General features: G+C 70.9%; 17 protein-coding genes. 8 read left to right on the top strand and 9 right to left on the bottom strand.

Annotation, left to right across the window (positions count from 1 at the left end):
* Nucleotides 1–92: 92 nt before the first annotated feature.
* Together AC3IYJ_RS22190 and AC3IYJ_RS22185 are read right to left on the bottom strand one after the other, a co-directional pair.
* Nucleotides 93–758 (bottom strand): ABC transporter permease, encoded by a 666-nt coding sequence (locus tag AC3IYJ_RS22190; RefSeq protein ID WP_489396526.1) that lies wholly within the window; start codon nt 756–758, stop codon nt 93–95.
* Complete coding sequence (locus AC3IYJ_RS22185; protein ID WP_489402884.1) at nt 758–1444, bottom strand: ABC transporter permease; 687 nt, start codon at nt 1442–1444, stop codon at nt 758–760. The genes AC3IYJ_RS22190 and AC3IYJ_RS22185 overlap by 1 nt, the downstream gene beginning before the upstream one ends.
* Before the next feature lie 134 nt (nt 1445–1578).
* Here AC3IYJ_RS22185 and AC3IYJ_RS22180 point away from each other — a divergent pair, with 134 nt between their 5' ends.
* A complete protein-coding gene (locus AC3IYJ_RS22180) occupies nt 1579–2553 on the top strand; it encodes an ABC transporter ATP-binding protein (protein WP_489396525.1) in 975 nt (324 codons plus the stop codon).
* A 44-nt stretch (nt 2554–2597) separates the two neighbouring features.
* On the opposite strand, the gene AC3IYJ_RS22175 is transcribed toward AC3IYJ_RS22180, so the two are convergent.
* Nucleotides 2598–3707, bottom strand: a complete 1110-nt coding sequence (locus AC3IYJ_RS22175; RefSeq protein WP_489396524.1) for an alpha/beta hydrolase — start codon at nt 3705–3707, stop codon at nt 2598–2600.
* Nucleotides 3708–3859: 152 nt separating this feature from the next.
* On the opposite strand from AC3IYJ_RS22175, the gene AC3IYJ_RS22170 reads away from it, so the two are divergent.
* The 6 genes from AC3IYJ_RS22170 (at nt 3860) to AC3IYJ_RS22145 (ending at nt 8822) form a co-directional block, all read left to right on the top strand.
* Nucleotides 3860–5710, top strand: coding sequence for a phosphatidylglycerol lysyltransferase domain-containing protein (locus AC3IYJ_RS22170; RefSeq protein ID WP_489396523.1), 1851 nt, complete (start codon nt 3860–3862; stop codon nt 5708–5710).
* Between the two features lie 119 nt (nt 5711–5829).
* Nucleotides 5830–6735 carry a dihydropteroate synthase gene (folP, locus tag AC3IYJ_RS22165; RefSeq protein ID WP_489396522.1) on the top strand — a complete coding sequence of 302 codons (906 nt, stop codon included), beginning with the start codon at nt 5830–5832 and terminating at the stop codon, nt 6733–6735.
* Nucleotides 6732–7175: a nuclear transport factor 2 family protein gene (locus AC3IYJ_RS22160; RefSeq protein ID WP_489396521.1), complete on the top strand. Its 444-nt coding sequence runs from the start codon at nt 6732–6734 to the stop codon at nt 7173–7175. Before folP ends, AC3IYJ_RS22160 begins: the two co-directional genes overlap by 4 nt.
* A 131-nt stretch (nt 7176–7306) precedes the next feature.
* A complete protein-coding gene (gene folB, locus AC3IYJ_RS22155) occupies nt 7307–7666 on the top strand; it encodes a dihydroneopterin aldolase (RefSeq protein WP_330297854.1) in 360 nt (119 codons plus the stop codon).
* Nucleotides 7663–8271 (top strand): 2-amino-4-hydroxy-6-hydroxymethyldihydropteridine diphosphokinase, encoded by a 609-nt coding sequence (gene folK, locus AC3IYJ_RS22150; RefSeq protein WP_489396520.1) that lies wholly within the window; start codon nt 7663–7665, stop codon nt 8269–8271. Before folB ends, folK begins: the two co-directional genes overlap by 4 nt.
* Nucleotides 8272–8336: 65 nt before the next feature.
* A complete protein-coding gene (locus tag AC3IYJ_RS22145) occupies nt 8337–8822 on the top strand; it encodes a DUF3180 domain-containing protein (RefSeq protein WP_489396519.1) in 486 nt (161 codons plus the stop codon).
* A gap of 265 nt (nt 8823–9087) precedes the next feature.
* Here AC3IYJ_RS22145 and folE read toward each other — a convergent pair whose 3' ends face one another.
* From folE to dacB, 6 genes are all read right to left on the bottom strand, one after another.
* Complete coding sequence (gene folE, locus AC3IYJ_RS22140) at nt 9088–9696, bottom strand: GTP cyclohydrolase I FolE (RefSeq protein ID WP_489396518.1); 609 nt, start codon at nt 9694–9696, stop codon at nt 9088–9090.
* A 95-nt stretch (nt 9697–9791) separates the two neighbouring features.
* Complete coding sequence (ftsH, locus tag AC3IYJ_RS22135; protein ID WP_489396517.1) at nt 9792–11828, bottom strand: ATP-dependent zinc metalloprotease FtsH; 2037 nt, start codon at nt 11826–11828, stop codon at nt 9792–9794.
* 195 nt (nt 11829–12023) lie between these two features.
* Nucleotides 12024–12584, bottom strand: coding sequence for a hypoxanthine phosphoribosyltransferase (gene hpt, locus AC3IYJ_RS22130; RefSeq protein WP_330297848.1), 561 nt, complete (start codon nt 12582–12584; stop codon nt 12024–12026).
* A gap of 66 nt (nt 12585–12650) precedes the next feature.
* Nucleotides 12651–13808 carry a tRNA lysidine(34) synthetase TilS gene (gene tilS, locus AC3IYJ_RS22125; RefSeq protein ID WP_489396516.1) on the bottom strand — a complete coding sequence of 386 codons (1158 nt, stop codon included), beginning with the start codon at nt 13806–13808 and terminating at the stop codon, nt 12651–12653.
* Between the two features lie 347 nt (nt 13809–14155).
* Nucleotides 14156–15304: a zinc-dependent metalloprotease gene (locus tag AC3IYJ_RS22120; protein WP_489396515.1), complete on the bottom strand. Its 1149-nt coding sequence runs from the start codon at nt 15302–15304 to the stop codon at nt 14156–14158.
* Between the two features lie 159 nt (nt 15305–15463).
* Nucleotides 15464–16924 (bottom strand): D-alanyl-D-alanine carboxypeptidase/D-alanyl-D-alanine endopeptidase, encoded by a 1461-nt coding sequence (gene dacB, locus AC3IYJ_RS22115; RefSeq protein WP_489396514.1) that lies wholly within the window; start codon nt 16922–16924, stop codon nt 15464–15466.
* Nucleotides 16925–17096: 172 nt separating this feature from the next.
* Here dacB and AC3IYJ_RS22110 point away from each other — a divergent pair, with 172 nt between their 5' ends.
* Nucleotides 17097–17591 carry an inorganic diphosphatase gene (locus AC3IYJ_RS22110; protein ID WP_030756147.1) on the top strand — a complete coding sequence of 165 codons (495 nt, stop codon included), beginning with the start codon at nt 17097–17099 and terminating at the stop codon, nt 17589–17591.
* Nucleotides 17592–17732: the final 141 nt, after the last annotated feature.

The raw sequence follows: 17732 nt of genomic DNA, 5'->3' as shown, positions 1-17732 counted from the left end.
GTCCGGTCGGCCGGCGGTCGGGGAGCCCGGGGTCGCAAAGCCGGCGGCCGGGAAGCCGGAGGTCGGGCACCGGACAGGGCGGGGGCACCGGGTCAGCGGGCGGCCGCGCCCGGCAGCAGCCGGTCCGCCGCCACCAGCGCGCCCTCCACCAGCAGCGCCAGCGCCGCGACCAGCAGGGCACCCGCGACGACCTGCGGGGTGTTGTACGTGTTGAAGCCGGCGGTGATGATCCGGCCGAGGCCGCCCTGGCCGACCATCGCGGCGATGGTGGCCGTGGCGATGACCTGGACGGCGCCCGAGCGCAGACCCGTCATCACCAGGGAGCGCGCGAGCGGCAGTTCCACCCGCCAGAAGAGCTGGCCGCCGGACATGCCCATGCCCCGTGCGGCCTCCACCACCGAGCGGTCGACCTCGCGCATGCCCACGTAGGCATTGGTCAGCAGCGGCGGGATCGCGAAGAGGACGAGCGCGGCGATGGTGGGCACGTACCCGGCGTTGCGCAGCGGGGAGACCATGAACAGGGCCAGCACCGCGAAGACCGGGACGGCCCGGCCGATGTTGGAGACGTTGACGGCGAGGCCGCCGCCCTTGCCGAGGTGCCCGAGCCACAGCCCCGTCGGGAGGGCCACCGCGCAGGCCAGGGCCAGGGCGATGCCGCTGACGTACACGTGCTCGCCCAGCCGGTGCCAGACCCCGCTCTCCCCGGCCCAGTTCGCGCCGTCCGCCAGCCAGTCCCAGGCCTGTCCCAGCACTCCCATCAGCCTTCCCCGTTCACGCGGGCCGCCCGCGTCCAGGGCGTGAGCAGCCGCTGGGCACCGAGCAGGGCCAGGTCGGCGACGAGCGCGAGCAGCACGCACAGCACCGAGGCGGTGAGCACCTGGGCCTTGAAGGAATTGTTCACGGCGGGTGCGATGAGATTGCCCAGGCCGCCCTTGCCCACGATGGAGCCGACGGTGGTCAGCGCGACCGTGGAGACGGTGGCGATCCGGACACCGGCCAGCAGCGCGGGCAGCGCCAGCGGCAGTTCAACCTGCCACAGCAGCCGGCCCGGCCCGTACCCCATCCCGCGCGCGGCTTCCCGTACCTCCTCGGGGACGGCTTCCAGGCCGGCCAGCACGTTGCGGACCAGGATGGTCAGCGAGTACAGGACCAGGCCGGTCACCACGAGGGCCGCCGAGAGGCCGAACACCGGCAGCAGCAGGGAGAACATGGCGAGCGAGGGGACCGTGTAGAGCAGGGTGGTGATGCCGAGGACGGGGGCCGCCCAGCGGCGGCCGCGGCGGGCCAGCAGGGCGAGCGGGACGGATACGGCCAGGCCGATCAGCACCGACACACCCGTGATCCAGACGTGTTCGAGGGTGGCGTCGGTGAGCTCCTGGGACCGGGAGGTGACGTACTCCCAGCAGATCCAGTCGTTCGCCACCAGGCAGCTCTGCCCGGCCATGCGCTCTTCACCCCCGGTCACCGAACGTACGTAGGAGCGACCATAACCCCCACCACCGTCAATGGCCGGAAACCTTCGCACTCGGGCAACACGCCCTTCACAAAGGGTCCGGGCGGGTAGGGAAGGATGGTGTTGTGATCCGATTCGAGCAAGTGACCAAGCGCTACCCAGACGGGACCACGGCCGTCGCGGACCTGTCCTTCGAGGTCGCGGAGGGCGAACTGGTCACCTTGGTGGGCCCGTCCGGCTGCGGCAAGACGACCACGATGAAAATGGTCAACCGGCTCATCGAGCCGACGTCCGGCCGGATCCTGCTGAACGGCGAGGACATCGCCGCCGCCGATCCGGTCGAGCTGCGCCGCCGCATCGGGTACGTCATCCAGCAGGTCGGGCTGTTCCCGCACAAGACGGTGCTGGAGAACACGGCCACCGTCCCGCAGCTGATCGGCACCCCCAAGGCCAAGGCCCGCGCGCGGGCGGCCGAGCTGCTCGAACTGGTGGGGCTGGATCCGGCCGTCTACGGGGGCCGCTACCCGGAGCAGCTGTCCGGCGGGCAGCGCCAGCGCGTCGGCGTGGCCCGGGCGCTCGCCGCGGATCCGCCGGTGCTGCTGATGGACGAGCCGTTCGGCGCGGTGGACCCGGTGGTGCGCGAACGGCTCCAGAACGAGTTCCTGACCCTCCAGAAGACGGTGCGCAAGACGATCCTGCTGGTCACGCACGATCTGGAGGAGGCGATCCGGCTCGGGGACCGCATCGCGGTCTACGGCTCGGGCACCATCGAGCAGTTCGCCCGCCCGGCGGAGGTGCTGGCCGCTCCGGCGACGGAGTACGTGGCCGGGTTCGTCGGCGCCGACCGGGGGCTCAAGCGGCTCTCCGTCACCCAGGTGGCGGCGGCCGACCTGAACTCCGCCGACGCCGGCCCCGACGCAAAGGCCCCCACCGCCGAAGTGGCGCTGGGGGCGACGCTGCGCGAGGCACTCGCGCTGCTGCTCCAGGAGGACTCGGGCCGGATCGGGGTCACGGATCCGGACTCCGGCGAGCTGATCGGCGTACTCACCCCGGAGGGGGTCCACCGGGCGCTGCGCCGGGCCGATCTGCAGGAGGCCTGAGAGCCGGGGCCGGGAGCGGGGCCGGGGCTGGGCCCGGCCCCCGGTCACGCCTCGATGCGGTTGCTCATCCACACCAGCATCGGCGGGATCTCGCGGCGCCACGTGTTGAAGTTGTGGCCGCCGCTGTCGAGGATGATCGACGAGACCCGGTCCGGGGACTTCACCAGCTTGACGAACTTCCTGGTGTCCGCCAGGTTCGGCTCGCCCTTCTCGCTGCTGGTGACGAGGAAGGACGTACCGGTCGGCTTCTTCGCCTTGATCGACTCCAGGACGTTCGCGCGCGCCTTCAGCTTCGCGTCCCCGAGGAACAGGTCACCGGTCGTCGCGTCGTCCGCGGCCTCGTAGTACGCGGACAGACCCGCGGCGGCGCCGAAGGTCTCCGGGTAGTGCGCGGCGATCTTCAGGGCGCAGTAGCCGCCGGTGGAGTTCCCGATGAAGCCCATGTTCTGCGGCTTCTTGCCGACCCGGAAGGTGTCCGTGATGGCCTGCGGGAGGTCCTGGGCGAAGAAGGTCTCCGTCTGCGGGCCGTCCGGGATGTCCACGCACTCGGTGTCGCGCGGCGGCGCCACCGTCGGACGGAGCATGACCAGGATCATCGGCTTCATCTTGCCCGCCTTGGCCTCCTTGAAGGCCGTCATCGGATAGTTCAGCCCTTTGATCAGGTTTTCGGCCGTTCCGGGGTAACCCGTGAGGACGATGGAGGCCGGGAAGTTCTGGTCCTTGTGCTGCGGCTGGAAGTACTCCGGCGGCAGCCACACGTACCCGGGGCTCGTTATCTTCGACTTCTGACCCGTTATGGCAACTTTGAGGATCTGCCCGGCGACCTGCGGCTTCGCGCCACCCGGGACGTCGAGCTTCTGCTTGTCGACGACCTTGATGTCGGCGCTGCTCATACCGCGGTCGACGACCTTGCCGATCGACGTCTCCTGGCCGAAGAGGTCGGCCCAGGACCCGTAGAACAGGAAGGACTTGTTGGCGGCGAGACCCACCGCCGAGAACAGCGCCAGCTGGGCCGCCAGCAGGAGGCCGATCCGGCCGAGGACCGCGCGCCAGGAGCGGCCCGCGAGCTTCGGCCAGAACCACACCGTGGCCGCGAAGAGCAGCACACCGGCGATGATGGCCAACGCCAGGACCGTATTACTGGTGAGACCCATGAGCAGTCAGTCGACTTTCTATGGCAGGACTAGTTTTTTTCTCGAGGATGAGTGAACCCGCTCCCCCTCGATGTCGTCCTAGGGGACGCACCACACTCCGGAGGCTGTCGCGGCCTTCGGCCACATGATCTCTCGCGGAGCAACGGGAAGCGATGTCTAGCAGGATAGATGGCGATAAGTCGGGACAGGTTCCGGAGCGGGTCCGCCGAATCTTCCAGGGGCCACGACCCGAGTCCGTCCCGGGTCTGGTGGGCACGGCCGTCATGGTCGTCGGCCTGCTCGACATCGCCGCGGGGGTCTTCCCCCGCTTCAGGCACAGCCGCATCCATGCCGTCACCGAGGTACTTCCGGGCTCCCTCGGCCCCTTCGCCGCGGCCCTGGCCATCAGCGCGGGCGTACTCATCCTGCTGCTGGCCCACGGCCTCAAGCGTCGCAAGCGCCGCGCCTGGAGGGCAGCAGTGGTGCTGCTCCCCGCCGGAGCCGCGGCACAGTTCGCGTACCGCCACTCCCTCATCGGCCTGGTCATCGCGGCCGTACTGCTGGCGCTCCTCCTGCGCCACCAGAATGAGTTCAAGGCGCTCCCGGACCCGCGCAGCCGCTGGAAGGCGCTCGCGAACTTCGTGCTGATGAGCGCGGGGTCCATCGGCCTCGGCCTGGTCATCGTCAACTCGCACCCCGGCAAGGTCGTCGGCAATCCGGGTGTTTATGAGCAGATCAGCCACGTCGTCTACGGGCTCTTCGGCTTCGAGGGTCCCGTCGACTACGCCGGCCGGGTCTCCTGGACCGTCGGCTACTCGCTCGGCGCCCTCGGCATGCTCACCGCCGTCACCACCATCTACCTGGCCTTCCGCCCCGAGCACCCGGCCGCCCGGCTCACCGCCGCCGACGAGACCAAGCTGCGCGAGCTGCTCGCCAAGCACGGCGGCCGCGACTCCCTGGGCCACTTCGCGCTCCGCCGCGACAAGGCCGTCGTCTTCTCTCCCAGCGGCAAGGCCGCCGTCACCTACCGCGTCGTGTCCGGCGTGATGCTCGCCTCCGGCGACCCCGTCGGCGACGTCGAGGCCTGGCCCGGCGCCATCGAGCGGTTCATGGAGGAGGCCAAGGCCCACTCCTGGACCCCCGCCGTCGTCGGCTGCAGCGAAACCGGCGGCGAGGTCTGGACCCGCGAGACCGGCCTGGACGCCCTGGAGCTCGGCGACGAGGCGATCGTCGACGTCAAAGACTTCTCCCTGGCCGGCCGACCCATGCGCAACGTCCGCCAGATGGTGAAGCGCATCGAGCGCAACGGCTACACCACCAAGGTCCGCCGGGTCAGCGAGCTCACCGAGGAGGAGCTGGAGCAGGTCCGCGGCGCGGCCGAGGCCTGGCGCGGCACCGACACCGAGCGCGGCTTCTCCATGGCCCTGGGCCGCGTCGGCGAGGAGGGCGACGGCGACTGCTTCATCGCCACCGCGCACCGCGTCGAGGAGGGCGACACCAGCCCGTACAAGGACCTCAAGGCCGTCCTGCACTTCGTCCCGTGGGGCAAGGACGGCATGTCGCTGGAGCTGATGCGCCGCGACCGCGCCGCCGACCCCGGCATGAACGAGCTGCTGATCGTCGCCTCCCTGGAGGCCTCCCCCGCGCTCGGCATCGAGAAGGTCTCGCTGAACTTCGCGATGTTCCGCGCGGCCCTGGCCCGCGGCGAGAAAATCGGCGCCGGCCCGGTGCTGCGGATGTGGCGCGGCCTGCTGGTCTTCCTGTCGCGCTGGTTCCAGATCGAGTCGCTGTACAAGTTCAACGAGAAGTTCCGCCCCCGCTGGGAGCCGCGCTTCATGGTCTACCGCAACAGCCGCGACCTGCCCCGCATCGGCTTCGCCGTGATGCAGGCCGAGGGCTTCGTCACGCTGGCCCTGCCCCGCCTGTTCGCCAGCCGCCGCCGGCCCAAGCCGGTCCGCACCTGCGCGCACGACCACCTGCACGCGGTGCCCGCCCAGACGGACCGCAAGGTCCGCGCCGCCTGAGCACCACCGGAGCCGTACCGAGCTCCCCGTACGGCGTAAAGGGCCCCCGCAGCCGCCCGGCTGCGGGGGCCCCGCCGCATCCAGGGCGGACGATCCAAGGCAAGCCATACCCTGGACCCATGAACACGAAGCACGCGGGCGACGGCCGGGGCCGGGTCCAAGGCCTGCCGGAATGGGACCGCTGCGGGGTCATGGGCGTGGTCAACGTCACCCCCGACTCCTTCTCCGACGGCGGCCGCTGGTTCGACACCACCGCGGCCGTCAAGCGCGGCCTCGACCTCGTCGCCCAGGGCGCCGACCTCGTGGACGTCGGCGGTGAATCCACCCGCCCCGGCGCCTCCCGCGTCGACGAGGAGGAGGAGCTGCGCCGGGTGGTCCCCGTCGTACGGGGCCTCGCCTCCGAGGGCGTCGCCGTCTCCGTGGACACCATGCGCGCCTCCGTCGCGGCCCAGGCCGTCGCCGCGGGCGCGGTCCTCGTCAACGACGTCAGCGGCGGGCTCGCCGACCCCGGCATGATCCCGGCCGTGGCCGCCGCCGAGGTGCCGTTCGTCGTCATGCACTGGCGCGGCTTCAGCGACGGCATGAACAGCCTCGCCGTCTACGAGGACGTCCTCGCCGAGGTCACCGCCGAGCTGCGCTCGCGCATCGACGCCGTGGTGTCCGGCGGGATCTCCCCCGGGCGGATCCTCGTCGACCCCGGTCTGGGCTTCGCCAAGAACGCCGAGCACGACCTGGCCCTCGTCGCCCACCTCGCCGAGCTGCGCGCGCTGGGCTTCCCGCTGCTCGTGGCCGCCTCGCGGAAGCGTTTCCTCGGCCGGGTCCTGGCCGGGACCGCCGACGCCTCCCCGCCGCCCGCCCGCGAGCGCGACGCCGCCACCGCGGCCATCACCGCGATCGCCGCCCACCAGGGCGCCTGGGCCGTACGGGTCCACGAGGTACGGGCGAGCGCCGACGCGGTTCGGGTGGCCCGCGCCGTGGAAGGGGCACTCCGTACGACCCGCGACACCGAGGAAGGGGAAAGGTGAGCCGCAGCGACATCGAAGCCGTCGAAGAGGTCAACACGGCCTTCTACGAGGCCATGGAACAGGGGGACTTCGACGCACTGTCGGCGCTCTGGCTCGAAGACGAGATCTCCTGCGTGCATCCGGGCTGGCCGGTGCTCTCGGGACGCGGCGAGGTGCTGCGCTCGTACGCGCTGATCATGTCCCACACCGAGTACATCCAGTTCTTCCTCACCGACACCAAGGTCGCCGTCATCGGCGACACCGCCCTGGTGACCTGCACGGAGAACATCCTCAGCGGCGGACCCGCCGAGGACAGCGGGGAACTGGGCCCGCTCGTCGGGCAGCTCGTCGTCGCCACGAATGTGTTCCGACGCACACCGGAGGGCTGGCGACTGTGGTCGCACCACGGTTCTCCCGTGCTCACGGACTCCGATGAGGACGACGAGGAGGAGTCCTCCTGACCCCTCCGTCGGGGGATCGGGTATTTCGCAGGTAAATTCGAAGATGGACGACGCCGACCGCACTCGGCGTAGGCCCATGGATCCGGGGAGTCCCGGACCGGAAGAACCTACGAAAAGCAGGAGTGATTCGCGTGGATCGTGTCGCGCTGCGCGGCCTCAAGGCTCGCGGGCACCACGGCGTCTTCCCCCGGGAGCGCGAGGAAGGCCAGACCTTCATCGTCGACCTGGTGCTGCACCTCGACACCCGCCCGGCGGCAGCCGGCGACGACCTGGCGAAGACCGTGCACTACGGGGTCGTCGCCGAAGAGGTGGTCCACGTGGTCCAGGGAGAGCCTGTCGACCTGATCGAGACCCTCGCCGAGCGGATCGCCCAGCAGTGCCTCAAGCACGAGGCCGTCGCACAGGTGGAGGTCGTCGTCCACAAACCGGACGCGCCGATCACCGTGCCCTTCGACGACGTGACCATCACGATCACCCGGAGCCGCGCATGAACAACGGAATGAACGCCCAGAGCGACCCCACCGTCCAGCCGGTACCCGCCTCCGTCGTCGAAGCCGTCGACGCCGCGGACATCACCCTGTCCAACCCCAAGTGGGCCGTCGTCGCGCTCGGCGCGAACCTCGGCAACCGGCTGGAGACCCTGCAGGGCGCCATCGACGCCCTCGGCGACACCCCGGGCCTGCGGGTCAAGGCCGTCTCCCCGGTCTACGAGACCGCGCCGTGGGGCGTGGCCCCGGACTCGCAGCCCTCGTACTTCAACGCCGTGATCTCGGTGAAGACCACCCTGCCGCCCAGCTCCCTGCTGGAGCGCGGCCACGCCATCGAAGAGGCCTTCGACCGCGTCCGCGAGGAGCGCTGGGGACCGCGCACGATCGACGTCGACATCATCGCGTACGCCGACGTCGTCTCCGGCGACCCGGTCCTCACCCTCCCGCACCCGCGCGCCCACCAGCGCGCCTTCGTGCTGGCCCCCTGGCACGACATCGACCCCGAGGCGCAGATCCCGGGCCACGGGCCGGTGGCGGAGCTCCTGGCCGCCGTGGGCCTGACCGGTGTCGCGCGCCGTCCGGACCTGGAACTGCGGCTCCCCGAGTAACCGGCCCCCGCAGGGCCGAACGCTTAAGATCGCCTGGTACGTACGGAGAGCGGGGAGAGGCGCACGTGAAGCAACTGAGGCCGGCGGTCCTGGCGGGAATCTTCGCGGTCGCCGGGGTTCTGTCGTGGGCCGGCGCACGATTGTGGAACTCCTACGGCTCTCTGCCCGGCGTCCCCCTCGCCGCGCCCATCGTGCTCGGCGCCATCGCGGTGGTCCTGCTGGCCACGGCCCTGTCCCTGCGCGCCCGCCTGAAGGCCCAGCGCGAGCGGGTGCCGGGCGCCAAGGGCGTGGATCCGCTGATGGCGGCCCGCGCGGTGGTCTTCGGCCAGTCCAGCGCCCTGGTCGCGGCCCTGGTCGCGGGCGGCTACGGCGGCGTCGGGGTCTTCCTCCTGACCGACGCCCTGGACGTCCCGGCCCGCCGCGACCAGGCCTGGTACGCGGGCTTCTCGGTCCTGACGGGCGCGGCGGTCATCGCCGCGGCCCTCTTCCTGGAACACGTCCTCAAACTCCCGGACGACGAAGACCCCACCAAGGCCACCGCAGGCGCCTGAGCCGAACGGAACATTGGCGCTGGAGGAAGCCCGACGGCCTCGTGACGGCCCCCAGCCGGGAGGGAAGGCCGGTCACCGCCGTCAGACGCTCCGCGTACCTGGCTGCGAAACCCTCCTCAGCCGGTCGCCCACGCCCACGGTTCTCGCCTGAGCCTGCCCGCCCACCCCGTTCACCATCTGCTTGCTCGGCAGCCCGCCCATCCCGCCCCCTGGCCAAGTGGGATCACCTGGCCAAGGACGTTATCGGGCGGGTCTGACAATCCGGCTAGCGCGCGATGATCAGCGACATCGCCTCGTTGCGGGTCGCAGGATCACGGAGCTGGCCGCGGACCGCGGACGTGATGGTCTTGGCTCCCGGCTTACGGATGCCACGGACCGACATGCACATGTGCTCCGCTTCGACCACGACGATGGCGCCCCGAGCATCAAGGATCTGCATCAAGGAGTCGGCTATCTGCGTAGTGAGACGTTCCTGCACCTGCGGGCGGCGGGCAAAGACGTCCACGAGGCGGGCCAGCTTCGACAGACCGGTGATCTTGCCGTTCTCCGACGGGATGTAGCCGACGTGGGCGACACCGTGGAACGGCAGCAGATGATGCTCGCACAAAGATACGATTTCGATGTCCTTCACGAGGACCAACTCATCGTGCCCCAGATCGAACACCGTCGTCAGGACGTCCTCGGGCTCCTGCCGCAGACCGGCCAGAATCTCCTTGTACGCCCGCGCCACGCGCCCCGGCGTCTCCCGCAGCCCCTCGCGGTCCGGGTCCTCGCCGACCGCGATCAGGAGCTCGCGAACGGCCGCCTCGGCGCGCTTCTCGTCGAACTCGCCGATCGTGCCCTCGCCACCGGTCAGGGTCACTGGGTCGGTCATCTCTTCCTCGTTCCTGTGTGCCTGCGCGCAGGCATATGAAAGTGCCGCGCCCCCAGGCTAGAACCTGGGGGGCGCGGCATCCATTCCGGGAGGGATCACGCCTCCGGGCGCTCCTCCGGGGAGGGCTCCGGGGACTTCTCCACCGACACGGCCGGTGCGGCCGAGGCGGCCGCCGTGCCGTTCGCCGAGTTCGTCAGCTGGAGCTCCTTGGGAGAGAGCACCGGCGGGCGGGTCGACGGGGTGCGGTGCGAGGAGCCGGTCCACGCCGGGCGGGCCGGGCGCTTGACGATCGTCGAGAAGACCTCGGCGATCTGCTCCTTGTTGAGCGTTTCCTTCTCGAGGAGCGCGAGGACCAGGTTGTCGAGGACGTCGCGGTTCTCGACCAGGATTTCCCAGGCCTCGTTGTGCGCGGTCTCGATGAGCTTCTTGACCTCTTCGTCGACCAGCGCCGCGACCTCTTCCGAGTAGTCCCGCGGGTGCGACATCTCGCGGCCCAGGAACGGCTCGGTGTTGTCCCCGCCGAACTTGATCGCGCCGAGGCGCTCGGTCATGCCGTACTGGGTGACCATCGCGCGGGCCGTTGCCGTGGCCTTCTCGATGTCGTTCGCGGCGCCCGTGGTCGGGTCGTGGAAGACCAGCTCCTCGGCCGCGCGCCCACCCAGCATGTACGCCAGCTGGTCGAGCATCTCGTTGCGCGTGGTCGAGTACTTGTCCTCGTCGGGCAGGACCATGGTGTAACCCAGGGCCCGACCGCGGGACAGGATCGTGATCTTGTGGACCGGGTCGGAATTCGGGGAAGCCGCCGCGACCAGGGCGTGGCCGCCCTCGTGGTACGCGGTGATCTTCTTTTCCCGGTCCGACATGATCCGGGTCCGCTTCTGCGGACCCGCCACGACGCGGTCGATCGCCTCGTCCAGCGCGTGGTTGTCGATCAGCTTCCCGTCGGAGCGGGCCGTGAGCAGCGCGGCCTCGTTCAGCACGTTGGCGAGATCGGCACCCGTGAAGCCGGGCGTACGACGGGCCACCGCACCCAGGTCGACGTCCGGGGCGACCGGCTTGCCCTTCTGGTGGACCTTGAGGATCTCCAGACGGCCCTGCATGTCCGGACGGTCGACCGCGATCTGGCGGTCGAAGCGGCCGGGGCGCAGGAGGGCCGGGTCGAGGATGTCGGGACGGTTCGTGGCGGCGATCAGGATGACCCCGCCCTTCACGTCGAAGCCGTCCATCTCGACGAGCAGCTGGTTGAGGGTCTGCTCGCGCTCGTCGTGACCGCCGCCGAGGCCCGCACCGCGGTGCCGGCCGACGGCGTCGATCTCGTCGACGAAGACGATCGCCGGCGCGTTGGCCTTGGCCTGCTCGAACAGGTCGCGGACACGCGAGGCACCGACACCGACGAACATCTCGACGAAGTCGGAACCGGAGATCGAGTAGAAGGGGACACCGGCCTCGCCCGCGACGGCACGCGCGAGCAGGGTCTTTCCGGTGCCGGGCGGGCCGTAGAGCAGCACGCCCTTGGGGATCTTGGCGCCGACGGCCTGGAACTTCGCCGGCTCCTGGAGGAACTCCTTGATCTCGTGGAGTTCCTCGACGGCCTCGTCCGAGCCCGCGACGTCCGCGAACGTCGTCTTCGGGGTGTCCTTGGTGATGAGCTTGGCCTTGGACTTCCCGAACTGCATGACCCGGGAGCCGCCACCCTGCATCTGGTTCATCAGGAACAGGAAGACGACGACGATGAGGACGAAGGGCAGCAGCGAGAGCAGCACGCTGAGGAACGGGCTGGTCTTGTCCGGAGTGACGGAGTACCCGTCAGGGATCTGACCGGCTTCGTACTTGGTCTGGAGGTTCTGGGCGAGCTGGACGCCCTGGTCCCCGATGTAGTTGGCCTGGAACTTGGAGCCGGAGTTGTCTCCGAGCTTCTGGTCCTTCTTGAGGTCGATCTTGACCATCTGGCTGTCGCCGGTGGTCAGGCGCGCCTGCTGCACCTGGCCGCTGTTGATCGCCTTGATGACCTCGCTCGTGTCCACCGACTTGTAGCCGCCGCCGGAGCCGACCACATTCATCAACACGACCACGGCGAGGACGGCCAGCACGATCCACATGACCGGCCCACGGAAGTATCGCTTCACGTCCATCCATACGGGGCGCCAGGCACCCCGTCCCTCCTGCCCGTAGGTAAATGCTGCTGTGAGTAAAGACTGTTCTTCGGAATGTACCCCTGTATTGTCACCCGCTGCCTCATGGGACGGCTGACAGACCCGCCTTTCCATGCTCCAACGGCGGGAATCGCTCCAGGGTTCCCCTGCCCGGACGTTTGGTCCGGGTCGGGGTCAGCCTCCGTAGACGTGCGGGGCGAGCGTGCCCACGAACGGCAGGTTGCGGTACTTCTCCGCGTAGTCCAGGCCGTAGCCCACGACGAACTCGTTCGGGATGTCGAAGCCGACCCACTTCACGTCGATCGCGACCTTCGCGGCGTCGGGCTTGCGCAGCAGCGTGACGACCTCGAGGGAGGCCGGCTCGCGCGAGCCCAGGTTCGACAGCAGCCACGACAGGGTCAGACCCGAGTCGATGATGTCCTCGACGATCAGGACGTGCTTGCCCTTGATGTCGGTGTCCAGGTCCTTGAGGATCCGGACCACGCCCGAGGACTGGGTCCCGGCGCCGTACGAGGACACCGCCATCCAGTCCATGGTGAGCGGGGTGGACAAGGCGCGTGCCAGGTCCGCCATCACCATCACCGCGCCCTTGAGGACGCCGACGATGAGCAGGTCCTTGCCCGCGTACTCCGCGTCGATCTTCGCGGCCAGCTCGGCCAGCTTCGCGTCGATCTCTTCTTTGGTGATGAGCACCGACTGGAGGTCGCTGCCCATGTCCTTCTCGTCCACCCGCATCACTTTCGTTTGCGGCCGGGGCTCCGGGGAGTGACCCCGGAGGACTCAGCCGTGTTTCAGCACCAATCAGCCCTGCCGGATGACCAGTCTGCCACCCTGCCGCTGGGCCTCGACCCGGCCGGGCAGGTTGATGGCTCCTTGACCGCGCCATCCGGTGATGAGCCGGTCGACTTCCTCGATGTGGCGGGCGAAGAGGGAACCGGCCGGAGAGCCGGCCGCGACGACGGCCCGGCGCAGTACCCGGCGGCGGACGGCCGGGGGCAGCGCGAACAGCTTGGCGCACTCCAGGCGGCCGTCCTCGTCCCGTACGCGGCCCTCCGCCTCGGCGGCCCAGGCGTCCAGGGCGTCGGCGTCGTCGCGGGAGAGCTGGGCGGTGCGGGCGAGCGCTTCCACGACTCCCTTGCCGAGCGCCTTCTCCAGGGCGGGCAGTCCCTCGTGGCGCAGCCGGGAGCGGGTGTAGGCGGGGTCCGCGTTGTGCGGGTCGTCCCAGACGGCGAGGGACTGGACCATGCAGGCCTTGCGGGCGGTCTGCCGGTCGACTTGCAGGAAGGGCCGGCGGTAGCGGTGGCGGCGGCCGCCGACGCCCGGTCCTCCGGAAACCTCGGGCATGCCGGAGAGCGAGCGGATTCCGGAGCCGCGGGCGAGGCCCAGCAGGACGGTTTCGGCTTGGTCGTCGCGGGTGTGGCCGAGCAGCACGGCGGCGGCGCCGAGACGGTCGGCGGCCTCGTCCAGGGCCGCGTAGCGGGCGTCGCGGGCGGCGGCCTCGGGTCCGCCTTCACGGCCGACGCGCACGGCGACGGCCTCGACCGGGTCGAGGCGCAGGGCGGCCATGCGGGTGACCACCTCGGCGGCGCGCAGGTCGGAGCCGGCCTGGAGCCCGTGGTCGACGGTGATGCCGCCGGCCCGGATGCCGAGTTTGGGGGCCTCGAAGGCGAGGGCGGAGGCGAGCGCCATGGAGTCGGCGCCGCCTGAGCAGGCGACGAGGACGAGCGGCGCGGTATCGGGGAGGCCGTACCCCTCTTCGGCCCCGAGGGGTCCGAGGGCGCCGAGCGGCCCGAAGGCCTCCAGGTCGCCGAGGGCGCGGCCGGGGCGGCCCGCACGGGACCGGGGAGGGGCCGCGGGGGCGGGACGGTCGGCGGGACGGTCGGTGAGGTCGGTGAGGACGTCGTGGAGTACGCGGCGGACCGCCAGGCGTATCGCCGCGACCGCAGGATGGGGACCCATGTCCGGTGCCCTTCGGTGGAGTTCGGATGCCTCGTCAGGCGCTGGGGAGGCGTTGGAGGGGGTGGTGCGCTGGGGTGCTGTCCGGCCACCCCCGCGAACGGGGGTTGTCACTCAGAGTGCGTTGATGGTGACAGAGCCGAGCCGTTCCCCGAGCATCGCACGCCCTTCCACGCCCCACGGTCCCTCGGACGGGTGACGCTGTTTCCCCCAGAGGGACATCTTCACGCCTCTTGAGCCACTCCTGTTGAGCCTTCCCTCCCGGGTCACGCGTCCCGGGTCACAGCTCCCAGGTCACGCCTCTTCTGCCGCCCCTCCCCGGTCGCGCGTCCGCGGTCACCGCTCCCCCGTCATGCCTCCCGTCGCTCGCTCGGTTCGCTCCCCTTGCGGTGCACCCGGGCCACCCAGTCCGACGGCTTGGCGATCTCCGCCTTGGTGGGGAGGGTGTTCGGCGAGGTCCACACCCGGTTGAAGCCCTCCATGCCGACCTGGCCGACGACTCCGCGCACGAACCGCTCGCCGTCGCGGTACTGGCGCATCTTCGCGTCGAGGCCGAGCAGCTTGCGCAGGGCGGCGTCGAGGCGGCCGGCGCCGCTGGCCCGGCGCTGCTGGAACTTCTCCCTGATCTCGGCGACCGAGGGCACCACCGCGGGCCCGACCCCGTCCATGACGAAGTCGGCGTGGCCCTCCAGCAGGGACATCACGGCCGTGAGCCGGGCCAGCACCTCGCGCTGTTCGGGGGTCTGGACGAGCTCGACCAGCGAGCGGCCCTCGTCGCCGCGCTCCGCTTCGGGCCGGGCCCCGGCGAAGGTCTGGGCGGCTTCGCGCAGCCGCTCCAGGACGGTCGTCGGGTCGATCTCGGTGGCGCCGAGGAACGTCTGGATCTCGCCCTCGATGTGTTCGCGGAGCCACGGGACGGCGGTGAACTGGGTACGGTGCGTCTCCTCGTGCAGGCAGACCCAGAGCCGGAAGTCGTGCGGGTCCACCTCCAGCTCCCGCTCCACGTGCACGATGTTCGGCGCGACGAGCAGCAGCCGGCCGCCGCCTGCCGGGCCCGGCAGGTCGAGGGTCGGGGGCGCGAAGGTCTCGTACTGGCCGAGCACGCGGGAGGCCAGGAAGCTCAGCAGCATGCCCAGTTCCACGCCGGTGACCTTGCCGCCGACGGCGCCGAGGACGGCGGAGCCGGGGGTGCCCGCGCGGCGGTCCTGCATCCTGGTGAGCAGCGGGGCCAGCAGCTCGCGGAAGCCGGCCACGTTGGCCTTGACCCAGCCGGCCCGGTCCACGACGAGGACGGGGGTGTCGGGCGGGGTCATGCCCTCCGGCATCATCCGGGTGAACTCGCGCACGTGCCGTTCGGAGGTCTTGGCGTGCCTGCGCAGTTCCGCGACCACGGCCCGCGCCTCGTCCCGGCTGACCTCCGGGCCGGGCCGCACCAGTCGGGTCGCGGTCGCCACCGCGAGGTTCCAGTCGACCATCTCCGCACCACCGATGCTCGTCATGCGTCAACCGTACGTGGACTCGCGCGTCGGCGGAGCCCCCGGGAGACGTCCGGGAAGCCGCGTCGAGGCCGCAGGGAAGCCCTCTCGACGCTGCCTCGATGCCGCTTCGAGGCCGTCGGAATCCCGCCGGGAGCCCGCCCGGGGCCCGTCGCGGTCCCGCTACGAGGCTTCGGCCACCGCCGCCGCGAGCCGGTCGAGGCCCTTCTCGGCGGCGCCCGGATCGGCGGCGTTCGCGGTCAGGAACGCGAAGGCCAGCAGTCGGCCGGAGGAGTCCACGACGGTCCCGGAGAGGGAGTTCACGCCGGTCAGGGTGCCCGTCTTGGCCCGGAGCAGGCCTGCCGCCGGGGAGGTTCCGGCGTTGCGGGTGCGCAGGGTCCCGGTGAATCCGGCGACGGGCAGTCCGGTGAGGACCGGCCGCAGCTGCGGCTGCCGCGGGTCGGCGGCCTTGGCGAGGAGGGCGGTCAGCAGCCCGGCGCTGACCTTGTCGGCGCGGTTCAGGCCGCTGCCGTCGGCGAAGCGGGAGCCCGAGGTGTCGATGCCGAGCGAGGCGAGCTTGGCGCCGAGGGCCTTCTCCACGCCTTCGAAGCTGGCGGGCTGCCCCGCGGCGAGCGCGGTGTGGCGGGCCAGGGCCTCGGCGATGTCGTTGTCGCTGTTGGTCAGCATCCGCTCGACGAGCCCGGCGAGCGGGGTCGAGAGGGTGACGGCGAGCGGGGCCGCGCCCGCCGGGGCCTTGGCCTTGGCGGGCTCGCCCGTCACCTGGATCCCGCGGTCCTTGAGGAGGGCGGCGAAGGCGCGGGCGGTGTCCCTGGAGGGGTCGTCGGAGCGTGGGACCGGTCCGGAGAAGGAGTCGTCGGAGCGGCCTTCGTCGGCGGTCAGGGCGGTGACCGGGGCGATGTTGTCGTTGGCGCCGATCGGGTGGCGGACCGGGCCGGTGTAGAGGGAGTCGTCGTAGCCGAGGACCACCGACTCGGTGCCTGCGGCCTTGAGCGCCTGGGCGGTGTCGGCCGCCAGGGCGACGAGGCTGCCGCCGGAGCCGGCGGGGGCCTTCTTCCTGACGGTGAGCGAGGGGTCTCCGCCGCCGACCAGGACGATCTGGCCGGGGCCCGCTCCGGAGGCCACGGTGGTGGGGATGCGGTGGTCGGGCCCGAGGGCGGCGAGTGCGGCCGAGGCCGTGGCGATCTTGATGGTGGAGGCGGGGGTCATTGCCTGCCCGGCTCCGGACTCGTACAGCACCCGGCCGGTGGCGGTGTCGATCACCGAGGCGGTGCGGACGGTCCCGAGCGCGGGGTCGGCGAGCAGCGGCCGCAGCACGGCGCCCAGCGGCCCGGGGTCGGCCGTCGCGGCCTGACCGTCGGAGCCGGCGCCGGAGCCGCTGTCGGAGCTGCCGGAGCGGACCGCGGGGAGCACTCCGGGGGCGCTGGGGGCGGCCTGCGGCAGGGCGCGGGCCCCGTCCCCACCGTGATCTGCACCACCCGTACGGCTCCAGGAGGCGGCTCTGTCCCGCTCGGCCTTACGCTGGCCGGAGTCCCAGGGACCGGCGGCGGCAACCGTCGCGGCCGACAGGGCCAGGCCGGTAACGGCCGACACCGCAATGAGCTGCCACGTCTTGACCAATGGCACCTCGGACCAGCCCCTTTCGCGATCACACATATGCGTGAGGGACACTTAACCACTGCGTCTTGCCGCGAGCATGGCACCCCACCCGACAGGGCTGGGCCTGACGCGCACGCGGTTGGATCAACTGAGTCAACGCAGTCCCGAAGCAATGAAGCTGATCATGGAGGAGCAGGACGTGGAGTTCGACGTCACCATCGAGATCCCCAAGGGTTCGCGGAACAAGTACGAGGTGGACCACGAGACCGGCCGGATCCGCCTGGACCGTCGCCTCTTCACCTCGACCAGCTACCCGGCCGACTACGGCTTCGTCGAGAACACCCTCGGCGAGGACGGCGACCCGCTGGACGCGCTGGTCATCCTTGACGAGCCGACCTTCCCCGGTTGCCTGATCAAGTGCCGCGCCATCGGCATGTTCAACATGACGGACGAGGCGGGCGGCGACGCCAAGCTGCTGTGCGTGCCGGCCTCCGACCCGCGTGTCGAGCACCTGCGCGACATCCACCACGTGTCCGAGTTCGACCGCCTGGAGATCCAGCACTTCTTCGAGGTCTACAAGGACCTGGAGCCGGGCAAGTCCGTCGAGGGCGCGAACTGGGTCGGCCGCACCGAGGCCGAGGCCGAGATCGAGGCCTCGTTCAAGCGCCTGGAGGCGCAGGGCGGCCACCACTGACCTCCGGGTCGGTGACGGGTGAGCGGGACTTCCCGCCGCCCCTGTGACACCACGGGCGGTATCCCTTCGGGGGTGCCGCCCGTTGTCGTGCGCGGTGCGGGTCCGTTGCACGGGGGCCAGCCCCCGGACCCCCGCGCCTCA

This window comes from Streptomyces sp. GL_140 (genome assembly GCF_057834465.1).
This window is presented reverse-complemented; position numbering and strand designations above follow the sequence as displayed.

Coding starts and splice junctions, on each gene's coding strand:
- AC3IYJ_RS22190 (WP_489396526.1), bottom strand. CDS start 758: ATGGGAGTGCTGGGACAGGCCTGGGACTGGCTGGCGGACGGCGCGAAC.
- AC3IYJ_RS22185 (WP_489402884.1), bottom strand. CDS start 1,444: ATGGCCGGGCAGAGCTGCCTGGTGGCGAACGACTGGATCTGCTGGGAG.
- AC3IYJ_RS22175 (WP_489396524.1), bottom strand. CDS start 3,707: ATGGGTCTCACCAGTAATACGGTCCTGGCGTTGGCCATCATCGCCGGT.
- AC3IYJ_RS22170 (WP_489396523.1), top strand. CDS start 3,860: ATGTCTAGCAGGATAGATGGCGATAAGTCGGGACAGGTTCCGGAGCGG.
- folP (WP_489396522.1), top strand. CDS start 5,830: ATGAACACGAAGCACGCGGGCGACGGCCGGGGCCGGGTCCAAGGCCTG.
- folK (WP_489396520.1), top strand. CDS start 7,663: ATGAACAACGGAATGAACGCCCAGAGCGACCCCACCGTCCAGCCGGTA.
- folE (WP_489396518.1), bottom strand. CDS start 9,696: ATGACCGACCCAGTGACCCTGACCGGTGGCGAGGGCACGATCGGCGAG.
- ftsH (WP_489396517.1), bottom strand. CDS start 11,828: ATGGACGTGAAGCGATACTTCCGTGGGCCGGTCATGTGGATCGTGCTG.
- hpt (WP_330297848.1), bottom strand. CDS start 12,584: ATGCGGGTGGACGAGAAGGACATGGGCAGCGACCTCCAGTCGGTGCTC.
- tilS (WP_489396516.1), bottom strand. CDS start 13,808: ATGGGTCCCCATCCTGCGGTCGCGGCGATACGCCTGGCGGTCCGCCGC.
- AC3IYJ_RS22120 (WP_489396515.1), bottom strand. CDS start 15,304: ATGACGAGCATCGGTGGTGCGGAGATGGTCGACTGGAACCTCGCGGTG.